Raw genomic sequence first — 11,852 nt, forward strand, 5'->3', positions numbered from 1 at the left:
ATTAACCATCCACTTGTAAAATTGCCAGGAATGCTTCTTGCGGGATCTCCACGGAACCCACTTGCTTCATGCGTTTCTTGCCCGCTTTTTGTTTTTCCAGCAATTTTTTCTTGCGGCTGATGTCGCCGCCATAGCACTTGGCCAAGACGTTCTTGCGCAAGGCTTTTACGTTCTCGCGCGAAATGATGTTCGCGCCGATGGTCGCTTGAATCGCCACGTCGAACATCTGGCGCGGGATCAGTTCGCGCATCTTGGCGGCCACCTGGCGGCCACGGTACTGGCTGTTCGAACGGTGGACAATGATGGCCAGCGCATCGACTTTTTCGCTGTTGATCAGCATGTCGACCTTGACCACGTCGGCCGCGCGGTATTCCTTGAACTCGTAATCCATCGAGGCATAGCCGCGCGACGTCGATTTCAGGCGGTCGAAGAAGTCCAGCACGATCTCGGCCATCGGCATTTCATACACGAGCTTGACCTGGCGGCCGTGGTAGCTCATGTCCATCTGGATACCGCGCTTGCCGATACACAAGGTAATCACGGAGCCCACATATTCCTGCGGCATGTACAGATTGACGGTGACGATAGGCTCGCGCACTTCCTCGATGCGCGACGGATCGGGCATCTTCGACGGGTTGTCGACGTTGATCATGGTGCCGTCGCGCTGGATCACTTCGTACACCACGGTAGGCGCCGTGGTGATCAGGTCCATGTCAAATTCGCGCTCGAGGCGCTCCTGCACGATTTCCATGTGCAGCAAGCCCAGGAAGCCGCAGCGGAAGCCGAAGCCCAGCGCCTGCGACACTTCCGGCTCGTACATCAGGGCCGCGTCGTTCAGTTTCAGCTTTTCCAGCGAGTCGCGCAGCGCGTCGTACTGGTTTGCTTCCACGGGGAACAGGCCGGCGAACACTTGCGGCTGCACTTCCTTGAAGCCGGGCAATGGCGCGGCGGCAGGACGGTTGGCCAGGGTGACGGTATCGCCCACCTTGGCTGCCTTCAATTCCTTGATGCCGGCGATGATGAAGCCCACCTGGCCTGCCGACAATTGCGGCAAGGATTGCGAACGTGGCGAAAACACGCCGATGTCTTCCACCAGCTGCACCGAATCGGTGGCCATCAGGCGAATCTTGTCTTTCGGTTTCAGGGTACCGTTGATGACGCGCACCAGCATGACCACGCCCACATAGGCGTCATACCAGGAGTCGACGATCAGCGCCTGCAGCGGCGCGTCCGGGTCGCCCTTCGGTGGCGGTACCTTGACGATCAGTTGCTCGAGCACGTCCAGCACGCCGAAGCCCGTCTTGGCCGAGCAATGCACGGCGTCGCCCGCGTCGATGCCGATCACGTCTTCGATCTCGGCAATGGCGCTCGGCGGGTCCGCGTTTGGCAAGTCGATCTTGTTCAGGACGGGCACCACTTCCACGCCCAGGTCCAGCGCCGTGTAGCAGTTGGCCACCGTTTGCGCTTCCACGCCTTGCGACGCGTCCACGACCAGCAGCGCGCCTTCGCACGCCGACAGCGAGCGCGACACTTCATAGCTGAAGTCGACGTGGCCCGGCGTATCGATCAGGTTCAGGTTGTAGATCTGGCCATCGCGCGCCTTGTAGTGCAGGGCCGCCGTTTGCGCCTTGATGGTAATGCCGCGCTCGCGCTCCAGATCCATCGAATCGAGCACCTGCGCCTCCATCTCGCGGTCGGACAAGCCGCCGCACAATTGAATGATGCGGTCAGCCAGGGTCGATTTACCGTGGTCAATATGGGCGATGATGGAGAAATTGCGTATGTTGTTCATTAACTAATATATGTGCGAGTGACGACACTGCTTAACAGGAATCAAGGGGATCATGCCCGGGCCAAACCCGGCGCCCCGCTCATGATAAAAAAAGCGCTCCGAGCAGGACATCTGCATGCCCAGGCGAGCGCTTTTGAAGCGACAGAAGCTGCTGCCTCGGACAGTAGCTTTTTCGACCTCCCCATTTTACCGGATTTCAGAGTAGAAAGCCCGTCTTATGAGGCCGGCACCGGGGCAAGCCGAGATTTTCAGCTGTTTTCAGCACCAGAATGGTGCAATGCAGTGTCAATATTGACAATCAAGCTACACCAGGCAGCGCCGCACGGCCTGCTCGTCGAGAAAATAATGGCAGAGTTCAGGCTGCGCCAGGTCGGCAAACAGCACTGGCACCAGCTCGTCGAAACGGGTCAGCAAGCTTGCATCAGGCGACTCATCGATGTCGATCACGTCCACCGTGAACGGTTTTCCGGGCGGCTGCAGCAGGAGCAAGGCGTCGAGCATGTCCTGGCAAAGGTGGCAATAACTGCGGGAATAGAGGGTGAAGTGCATGGCGGCAGGATACCGCATCCCGGCCGCAGCCGGAATGCGGGATGATCACATTTTACTTCGCCGATGGGCGCAGCGACACGAATTGCGCCACGTCGCCACGGCGTACCAGCAAGGCCGACGTCTTCTTCGGATCGAGCTTGGCGACCAGGGCATTGAACTGCCTGGCGTCTTTCACGGCAACGTTATTCAGTTGCAAGATCACATCGCCAGGCTGCAGGCCGGCCAGGGCCGCCACGCCATCGGCCTCGTCGACCTGCACGCCCGCGTCGATCTTCAGTTCCTGCTTCTTCGCGGCCGGCACGTCGCTGACCTTCAGACCCAGGGCATTGACGGCTTGCGCTTCCGGCTCCTTGGCGCTCTTCTTCGCCGTTTTCTCGCTTTCCAGCTCGACGACGGTGACGGGGATGTCCTGCTGTGCCCCCTTGCGCCACACAGTGAGCGTGGACTTGCCGTTGACGGCGGCGCCACCGACCAGGCGCGGCAGGTCGGAAGAGCGCTCGATCTGAGCGCCGTTGAATTTCAGGATGATGTCGCCCGGCTTGATGCCCGCCTTGTCGGCCGGACCGCCCGGCTCCACCATCGACACTTGCGCGCCCTTGGCATTCGGCAAGCCCAGCGATTCCGCCACGTCCTTGCTCACTTCGCCGATCTGCACGCCGATGCGGCCGCGCACGACTTTACCCGTTTTTTTCAGCTGCTCGCCCACGCGCATGGCTTCATCGATGGGCACGGCAAACGAAATGCCATTGTAGGCGCCGGACAAGGTAGCGATCTGCGAATTGATGCCGATCACTTCGCCGCGCATATTGATCAGCGGACCGCCCGAGTTGCCGGGATTGACGGCCACGTCGCTCTGGATCAAGGGCAAATAGTCGCCCGTGTCGCGTGACTTGGCGGAAATGATACCGGCCGTCACCGAGTTTTCCAGGTTGAACGGCGAGCCGATGGCGATGACCCACTCGCCCACGCGTATCTTGTTCGAGTCGCCGATGGTCAGGCGCGGCAGGTTCCCACCCTCGATTTTCAGCAGGGCCACGTCGGTGCGCGCATCGGCGCCGATCACCTTGGCCTTGAATTCGCGCTTGTCCGTCAGGGTCACGTAGACTTCATCGGCGCCGTCGACGACGTGGGCATTGCTCAGCACGTAGCCATCGGCCGAGATGATAAAGCCGGAACCGACGCCGCGCTGCACTTCCTGCTCCTGCGGCACGGCGCGGCGGCCGCCGCGTGGCGCCTGCTGGCGCGGCGTCGGCATGGCGCCGCCAAAGAAGCGGCGCAGGAATTCCTGCATTTCCTGTTCATCCTGGCTGCCGACGCCGGCGCCGTTCATTTTCAGGCGCTCGGTGGTGCGGATATTCACGACGGCCGGACCGACGGCGTCGACCAGGTCCGAGAAATCAGGCAATTTCACGGCCGGCACGGCAGCCTGCGCCTGTGGCGCCAGGCCCAGCATGGAGGGGGCAAAAAAGACGCCAGCCGTACCGAACAATAAGGCGGAAAGCGTCTTCACTGAAAACGACTTGCTGGCAGCACACATGTTTTTTTTCATGGAAAAGATCTTCTCGAATATAGAAACGGATCAAACCGCGGATCAGACTATTGCCTGCGTGCATGATTGGCCGTCACGACGCAATCCCGGGGGCAAACACACCCGGCAGCGCGCATGGCAGCAACAATATATCGCAAAAGCAAGATATTGCCTGCGCACAGTGTCAATCGTACCGAACTCCAGTGTCAAGAGGGCGACAGGAACGTTAAGCCTGGCATAAGATGGCAAACAGTTCTTAGCGTTGCGCCAGCGGCCCCGCCTCCAGCGGCTCGGCAGTGCCCGGCGGCACGATGGCGGCGGACAGGGGCAGCAGCGGCTCAGCATGGGCAGCCAGCCCCTCAGGCGCCGCCTCGGCGGCCAGGCGGCTGGCCAGGCGCGCATCGAACTGGGCGCTCAGTGCATGGCCGCACTGCTCCGAGCGCAGCACGTCACCGATATGGCGATAGGCATCCCAGATCTGCCGCCCCTCATCCGTGTCGAGGGCGGCAAAAGCCAGTTCGAGTTCGCTCGCCGCCAGCTCGCCATCGGCCAGGGCGGAAATAGTCTCGTGCAATCTTGTATGCGTATCCATGATGGGTCCTGCCATTTCAAAGGGATCGGTGCGGAAACCGGACACAGCCATGCCAACCTCATACTCCCAGATTACCAGCGCTTGTCAATTGGCATGTCCAGCAACGGTTTCAATTTCTCCGCAATCACTTCGCGCGCGCGAAAAATCCGGCTGCGCACGGTGCCGATGGGGCACGCCATGATCTCCGATATTTCTTCATAGCTCAGGCCCTCGATTTCGCGCAGCACGATGGCCGTGCGCAATTCGATGGGCAGTACATCCATGGCCGCATTGACGGTGGCCGCAATCTGCTTGCTGGCCAGCACCGATTCGGGTGTATTGTTGTCCCGCAATTTATTGCCATCATCAAAGGACTCTGCCTGCTCGGCGTCGGTATCGCTGGACGTGGCCGCGCGGCGCCCCTGCGTGACAAGATAATTCTTGGCCGTATTGATGCCGATGCGGTACAGCCAGGTATAAAAGGCGGCCTCGCCGCGAAAATGGCGCAGCGCCCGGTATGCCTTGATAAAGGTTTCCTGAACCACATCTTCGGCCTCCGCCGGGTCATGCACAAGGCGCGACACAAGGCGCATCAAGCGGCGCTGGTATTTCGATACCAGCACATCAAATGCCCGTTTGTCGCCAGCCTGCACCCGCTCGACCAGTAACTGATCATACTCGCGCTCTGTCCTCACGCCCAATGTCCCTGTAGTCATGCAGCGTGGGCGCCTGTATGGATATAGAGTTGGCCCGCTGCAAGAAGTTCAGTGTTCGACCCATTTTTATTCTTTCCCATTCCGGGCTGCGATGGCCCGGCACGCCACGGCCAGCGGGCGGAAGGCGGCGCAGCTGCCGCCGCGCTGCACCAGCACCTGCGTGCGCCGCCCCACGGCATCGGCCAGGCACAGCACCAGCAGCGACGGCCACAGGGTCGAGCCCGGCAACAGGCGCAGCCCCGGCGGCACCGCCACGCTGCTGGCATCCCCCCCTGGCGCTCCGCCATGCTCCAGATATACCGCCAGCCGCAACTGGCCAACCGGCGAAATATCAAGCGTGTGCGGCTTTCTGCGCCTGCGCAGCAAAGCCAGTAAAAACACGCCGCCAGCCGCACTCAACAGTGCACCGCTCCAGCCCAGCGCATAAGCGCCCACCATCTGGCCGGGGCCTGGGCCGGACACGGCCGCAACGCGCCACGCACCGCTCAAGGGCCAGGCAGCCAGCAAGGCACACAGTCCCAGCGCCGCTTGCAACAGACGCAAACAGACAGGCGTGCGAATAACAGCCGCTACCGCGATTGACATACTTCATGGGAAAAAAAAGGCGCGCCGGCAACATGCCGGGCAAATTCAGGCACCAACGAACGTTGGCGCCGAATCAGCGCTCACTACAGTTTGACCGTAGCGAGCGCTTGAAAGTTCCTGCTTATTTCGCTTTACCGAAAATCAGCGTGCCATTCGTTCCGCCGAAGCCGAACGAATTCTTCACTGCATAATCGATCTTCATATCCCGCGCCGTGTTGGCACAGAAATCGAGATCGCAAGCCGGATCCTGGTTGAAGATGTTGATGGTCGGTGGCGACACCTGATGGTGCAATGCCAGGACCGTAAACACCGCTTCCAGACCGCCCGCGCCGCCCAGCAAATGGCCCGTCATCGACTTGGTCGAGTTGACAACCAGCTTCTTGGCGTGCTCGCCGAAGGTGCGTTTGATGCCCATCACTTCCGCCACGTCGCCTTGCGGGGTCGACGTGCCGTGCGCGTTCAGGTACTGAATCTGATCCGCGTTCAAGCCAGCGTTGTTGAGGGCCGCGATCACCGATTTGCTGCCGCCGCTACCATCTTCCAGCGGCGAGGTCATGTGATAAGCATCTGCGCTCATCCCGAAACCATGTACTTCGGCATAGATCTTGGCACCACGGGCCACCGCGTGCTCGTACTCTTCCAGCACCATGACGCCAGCGCCCTCGCCCAGCACGAAGCCGTCGCGGTCGGTATCCCACGGACGCGATGCCGTCGCCGGATCGTCGTTGCGGGTCGACAAGGCACGCGCCGAAGCGAAACCGCCCAGGCCCAGTGGCGACACGGTCGATTCAGCACCGCCGGCGATCATGACGTCGGCATCGCCGTACTCGATCATGCGCGCTGCGGCACCGATGCTGTGCAAACCGGTGGTACACGCTGTAACGATCGCCAGGTTCGGGCCCTTCAAACCATATTTGATCGAAAGGTTGCCAGAGATCATGTTAATGATCGAGGCAGGCACGAAAAATGGCGAGATACGGCGCGGACCGCGCTTTTCGTACTCGGACTTGGTTTCCTCGATCAGCGGCAAGCCGCCGATACCGGAACCGATGATCACGCCGATACGCTCGGCGTTTTCTTCGGTCACTTCCAGGCCGGAGTCCTGCATCGCCTGGATGCCCGCAGCCATGCCGTAATGGATAAAGGTATCCATGTGGCGGGCTTCCTTACCGGAGATGTACTCTTCGATATTGAAGCCTTTGACTTCACCAGCAAAATGCGTGGTGAATGGCTGTGCATCAAACTTGGTAATCGTGGCAATGCCGGATTTACCTTCAATGATTGCGCCCCACGCCTCGGCAATAGTATTGCCGACAGGTGAAACGCAGCCCAGGCCGGTGACAACAACACGACGGTTTTTAGAACGGCTCAAGCGATTCTCCTGAAGTCGGTCAGACAGGCTTAGGCCTTGACGTGTGCAGTGGCGTAGTCGATCGCCTGTTGCACGGTGGTGATTTTTTCAGCTTGTTCGTCAGGGATTTCCATTTCGAATTCGTCTTCCAGGGCCATGACCAGTTCCACGGTGTCCAGGGAATCGGCGCCGAGATCGTCGACGAAGGAGGATTCGATTTTGATGTCTGCTTCTGCAACGCCCAGTTGCTCAGCGACGATTTTCTTAACGCGTTGTTCGATATCCGACATGTTATGGCTCCAAAGTGTGTGTTACGGAAAGTGCGCGCATTTTATCAGGTTTGCGCGTCCGAATACTAATTTCGGTGTCTGCTGCTAATTCGACCGAAGCTGCTGCTAAAAGATGCGATTATAGACAAAAACGGCCGTTGAATCATGCCACAAACGCCCGCCCCGTCTAGCTTTCACATCAATTCATGTACATTCCACCGTTCACGTGCAGGGTCGTGCCCGTGATATATGCCGCTTGCGGCGAGGCCAAAAAGGCTACCGCCGCCGCCACGTCTTCCGGTTTGCCCAGGCGGGACAGGGGAATTTGCGTCAACAGGGCCGCGTGCTGCTCTTCGCTCAGCGCCTTGGTCATGTCGGTATCGATGAAGCCAGGGGCGATGCAATTCACGGTAATGTTGCGGCTGCCGATTTCGCGCGCCAGGGCGCGGCTCATGCCTTCCACGCCGGCCTTGGCCGCCGCGTAATTCATTTGCCCCGGATTGCCCGACGAAGCCACCACCGACGTGATATTAATGATACGCCCAGTTTTGGCTTTCATCATGCCACGCAGTACTGCGCGCGACAGGCGGCCGACGGCCGACAGGTTGGTGGAAATGACACTGTCCCACTCTTCATCCTTCATGCGCATGGCCAGCTGGTCTTGCGTGATGCCCGCATTGTTGACGAGGATCGACAAGCTGCCGTAGGTTTTCTGCACTTCGTCGACGACGGCCGCGCAACGCGCCGCATCGGTCACGTTCAGGACCAGGCCCTTGCCCGTCACGCCTTCGGCGACCAGGTAATCGGTGATCGCTTGCGCGCCGCTTTCCGAGGTGGCGGTGCCGACCACGGTAGCACCCTGTTTGCCCAGTTCGGTGGCGATGGCGCGGCCGATGCCGCGCGAGGCGCCCGTGACCAGCACGATTTGATTTGCTAAATTCATGAGTATCCTTAAATGCAAGCGCGGCAGGCAAGCTGCCGCGGTCTGATGTTTATTTGAGCTGCGTCAAAATACGTTCCAGCGATGCCTGGTCAACGATGGCGTCACCCACGAGCACGGGATCGATGCGCTTGGCCAGGCCCATCAGGACCTTGCCCGGACCGCATTCGATCACTTGCGTGATGCCGTCTGCCGCCACTTTTTGCATGGTTTCCACCCAGCGCACGGGGCTGGCTGCCTGGCGCACGAGCGCATCCTTGATGCCGGCAACGTCGTTGACGATGGCCACGTCGACGTTGTTGATCAGCGCGATCTGCGGCGCCGAGAACGTCAAGCCGGCCATGTATTCGCGCAAGCGGTCCGATGCAGGCTTCAGCAGCGACGAGTGGAATGGCGCGGAGACGGGCAGCTTCATGGCACGCTTGGCGCCCTTGGCCTTGGCCAGTTCGCAGGCGCGCTCGACGGCAGCCGTATGGCCGGCGATGACGACTTGCGCTGGCGCATTGAAATTGACAGGCTCGACCACGAGAGCCGGGTTTTCCGCCGCCGCTTCCGCACAGGCGGCGCGCACGTCGTCGTCCGACAGGCCCAGCACGACAGCCATCGTGCCCTGCCCCACCGGCACGGCTTCCTGCATGGCTTGCGCGCGGAAACGCACGAGCGGCACGGCATCCTTGAACGAGATGACGCCCGCGGCGACCAGCGCCGAGTATTCACCGAGGCTGTGACCGGCCACGACCGTCGGCACGGGGCCGCCGGCCGCCAGCCAGGCCCGGTAGAAAGCCACGGCCGCCGTCAACATCACCGGCTGCGTATTGGTGGTCAGATCCAGCTCTTCCTTCGGACCTTCGGCGATCAGCTTGCCCAGGTCGAATTGCAGGGCATCCGACGCTTCAGCGACGGTTTGCGCAACCACTGGGTTGCCGGCGAAACCGTCGAGCATCGCAATCGCTTGCGAGCCTTGGCCTGGGAAAACAAATGCAAATTGTGTCATGTCGACTCCGTTTTTTTACTATTTACTCAGAGAACCAAAGTCAGCCTTCGGCCATCACATTCTTGCCAGCACGGCGCCCCAGGTAAAGCCGCCGCCCACGCCTTCCATCATGACGTTGTCGCCCTTCTTGACCCGGCCGTCGCGCACGGCGATGTCGAGTGCCAACGGGATCGAGGCGGCAGAGGTGTTGCCATGCTGGTCGACGGTGACCACCATCTTTTCCAGAGGCAAGCCGAGTTTCTTGGCCGTGCTGTTCATGATGCGGATGTTCGCCTGGTGCGGGATCAGCCAGTCGATCTGGTCCGACGTCATGTTGGCGTGCTCCAGGGCTTCATGCGCGACTTTTTCCAGCACGGACACGGCCAGCTTGAAGACGGCCGGGCCATCCATGTACAGGAAGGCGCTACCGTCCAGCGCGCCGCCAGCCAGGCTGCCCGGCACGCTGAGGATGTTCGAGTGGCGACCGTCCGCGTGCAGCTTGGTGGCCAGGATGCCCGGCTCTTTTGACGCCGTCATGACGATGGCGCCGGCGCCGTCGCCGAACAGCACGCAGGTACCGCGGTCGTCGAAATTGAGGATGCGCGAAAACACTTCGGCGCCGATCACCAGCACGTTTTTATGCATGCCCGACTGGATGAAGCTGTCGGCCGTGGCCACCGCATACACGAAACCGCTGCAGACGGCTTGCACGTCGACGGCGGCGCAGTTGTTCGTGATGCCCAGTTTGTTTTGCACGATGCAGGCCGTGCTGGGGAAGCTGCCGAAGAAATCGGGAGTCGAGCTGGCGACGATGATCAGGTCGAGGTCGTTGCCGTTCAGGCCAGCCATTTCCAGGGCCTTCTTGGCCGCTTCCACGCCCAGGTCCGAGGAATTTTGCGTTGGCGCCGCGTAATGGCGCGCCGAGATGCCGCTGCGCGAGACGATCCATTCATCCGACGTCTCGATGCCCTTGGCGGCGAGCTGTTCGGTCAAGTCCTGGTTGGTGACGCGCTTCTCCGGCAAGTAGCTGCCGGTACCGATAATTTTGCTGTAAGTTTTGCTAAAAACAGTCATGCAAGTACCCGTCCACTAAATGGTAGAGCTTGTTGATGTAGGTTCATCCGGAACTGGCGTGCGGGGCATCAGCTCGGCGATCATGCTGGCCAAGTGCGCTTGCACGTCATTTTTTGCCGCATCAAAAGCGCGGCGCAAGGCCCATTCGAACGAATAGGCATCGGCGCTGCCATGGCTCTTGAAGACGAGGCCACGCAAGCCCAGCAGGCTGGCGCCGTTGTAACGCGAAGGATTCAAGCGGTTGCCGATGGCTTTCAGGGCCCCGCGGGCGATCAGTGCGCCCAGCATGGTAATCGGATTGCGCTTGAATTCGGAAGTGAGCACGTCTTTCATGAAGCGCGCCAGGCCTTCGATGGCTTTCAGGGTGACATTACCGACGAAACCGTCGCAGACGACGATATCGGTCGTGCCCTTGAAGATATCATTGCCTTCCACGTTGCCGTAGAAGTTCAGCGCGCCACGCTCGTGGTCGGCCTGCAGCAGCTTCGAGGTGAGTTTCACCACTTCATTGCCCTTGATATCTTCCGTGCCCACGTTCAGCAAGCCGATCGTCGGGCGCTCGATACCTTCCATGGCGGAAACGAGCACGGAACCCATGATGGCGAACTGGTGCAAGTGATGCGGTTCGCAATCGACGTTCGCGCCCAGGTCCAGCATGTAGGTCGGGCCGTTCTTTTGATTCGGCAAGATGCTGCAGATGGCCGGGCGATCGACGCCGGACATGGTTTTCAATACATAGCGCGACACGGCCATCAGGGCTGCCGTATTACCGGCGGAAACGGAGGCTTGCGCCACGCCGTTCTTGACCTGTTCGATGGCCACGCGCATGGAGGAATCCTTCTTGCGGCGCAGGGCCACTTCCAGGGGATCGTCCATGGTAACTTGTTCGGATGCATGCAATACCGACAGGCGCGGATGCGTGTCGGCTTTATGTTTCTTCAGTTCGGCACGGATCACGTCTTCCAATCCAACAAGGATCAGTTCGGCTTCAGGCTCATGTTTTACGAAGGAAATTGCTGCGGGGATAGTGACTGAGGGACCGTGATCTCCGCCCATGCAGTCGATAGAAATTTTGATTGTCATTTGTGTTGATTCAATACCGCTGCGGGCGTGCGGCAAGATGTGAATCGGACTGGAGCATATGCAGGGTGCAGCATGTCATGCACAGGCCTGGACAGCGTGATTCAAAATGACGGGTGTGCAAGATGAATTGCAGCCGATAAAAAAGAAGAAGCGGCGCCACGCCGAATAACCACGCAACACCGCTTTCATCTTACCCAACAAAAACGTCGATTACTCGTCGTTTTTGGTCTTCAACACTTTACGGCCACGATAGAAGCCGTTAGGGCTGATATGGTGACGCATGTGTGTTTCGCCGGTAACTGGCTCGACGCTCAATTGCGGCGCGACCAGGAAGTCGTGCGAACGGTGCATGCCGCGCTTGGAAGGGGTTTTCTTGTTCTGTTGAACTGCCATGATGACTCCTAATACATAAGTTCTAAAA

The 11,852-nt window shown here is 59.9% G+C and carries 13 protein-coding genes; all 13 read right to left on the reverse strand.

Going from position 1 to position 11,852, the window contains the following annotated elements:
• Position 1: 1 nt before the first annotated feature.
• Complete coding sequence (gene lepA / locus MRBLMS1_RS04795) at positions 2–1,792, reverse strand: translation elongation factor 4 (protein ID WP_034749621.1); 1,791 nt, start codon at positions 1,790–1,792, stop codon at positions 2–4.
• Positions 1,793–2,095: 303 nt separating this feature from the next.
• Complete coding sequence (locus MRBLMS1_RS04800) at positions 2,096–2,341, reverse strand: glutaredoxin family protein (protein ID WP_485878132.1); 246 nt, start codon at positions 2,339–2,341, stop codon at positions 2,096–2,098.
• 52 nt (positions 2,342–2,393) lie between these two features.
• The gene (locus MRBLMS1_RS04805; RefSeq protein ID WP_072452887.1) at positions 2,394–3,890 is read right to left on the reverse strand and encodes a DegQ family serine endoprotease; all 1,497 of its coding nucleotides are present in this window, start codon (positions 3,888–3,890) and stop codon (positions 2,394–2,396) included.
• A 235-nt stretch (positions 3,891–4,125) separates the two neighbouring features.
• Entirely contained in the window at positions 4,126–4,461 is a 336-nt protein-coding gene (locus MRBLMS1_RS04810) for a sigma-E factor negative regulatory protein (protein WP_485878134.1), read from the reverse strand.
• A 71-nt stretch (positions 4,462–4,532) separates the two neighbouring features.
• A complete protein-coding gene (rpoE, locus tag MRBLMS1_RS04815) occupies positions 4,533–5,156 on the reverse strand; it encodes an RNA polymerase sigma factor RpoE (RefSeq protein ID WP_034749631.1) in 624 nt (207 codons plus the stop codon).
• A 66-nt stretch (positions 5,157–5,222) separates the two neighbouring features.
• Positions 5,223–5,699, reverse strand: a complete 477-nt coding sequence (locus MRBLMS1_RS04820; protein ID WP_485878135.1) for a hypothetical protein — start codon at positions 5,697–5,699, stop codon at positions 5,223–5,225.
• Between the two features lie 163 nt (positions 5,700–5,862).
• Positions 5,863–7,113, reverse strand: a complete 1,251-nt coding sequence (fabF, locus tag MRBLMS1_RS04825; RefSeq protein ID WP_485878137.1) for a beta-ketoacyl-ACP synthase II — start codon at positions 7,111–7,113, stop codon at positions 5,863–5,865.
• A 29-nt stretch (positions 7,114–7,142) separates the two neighbouring features.
• Positions 7,143–7,382, reverse strand: coding sequence for an acyl carrier protein (acpP, locus tag MRBLMS1_RS04830; protein ID WP_008449912.1), 240 nt, complete (start codon positions 7,380–7,382; stop codon positions 7,143–7,145).
• A 178-nt stretch (positions 7,383–7,560) separates the two neighbouring features.
• On the reverse strand, positions 7,561–8,304 hold the full coding sequence (gene fabG, locus MRBLMS1_RS04835; RefSeq protein ID WP_485878139.1) for a 3-oxoacyl-ACP reductase FabG: 744 nt from the start codon (positions 8,302–8,304) through the stop codon (positions 7,561–7,563).
• A 49-nt stretch (positions 8,305–8,353) separates the two neighbouring features.
• Positions 8,354–9,295: an ACP S-malonyltransferase gene (gene fabD, locus MRBLMS1_RS04840; protein WP_035820249.1), complete on the reverse strand. Its 942-nt coding sequence runs from the start codon at positions 9,293–9,295 to the stop codon at positions 8,354–8,356.
• A gap of 54 nt (positions 9,296–9,349) precedes the next feature.
• Positions 9,350–10,348: a beta-ketoacyl-ACP synthase III gene (locus tag MRBLMS1_RS04845; protein WP_128142573.1), complete on the reverse strand. Its 999-nt coding sequence runs from the start codon at positions 10,346–10,348 to the stop codon at positions 9,350–9,352.
• A 15-nt stretch (positions 10,349–10,363) separates the two neighbouring features.
• Positions 10,364–11,431: a phosphate acyltransferase PlsX gene (plsX, locus tag MRBLMS1_RS04850; protein WP_034749647.1), complete on the reverse strand. Its 1,068-nt coding sequence runs from the start codon at positions 11,429–11,431 to the stop codon at positions 10,364–10,366.
• A gap of 210 nt (positions 11,432–11,641) precedes the next feature.
• Positions 11,642–11,824 carry a 50S ribosomal protein L32 gene (gene rpmF, locus MRBLMS1_RS04855; RefSeq protein ID WP_034749653.1) on the reverse strand — a complete coding sequence of 61 codons (183 nt, stop codon included), beginning with the start codon at positions 11,822–11,824 and terminating at the stop codon, positions 11,642–11,644.
• Positions 11,825–11,852: the final 28 nt, after the last annotated feature.

The sequence above is a fragment of the Massilia sp. LMS1-1-1.1 genome (genome assembly GCF_040815535.1).
Taxonomy (GTDB): domain Bacteria; phylum Pseudomonadota; class Gammaproteobacteria; order Burkholderiales; family Burkholderiaceae_D; genus Janthinobacterium; species Janthinobacterium aestuarii.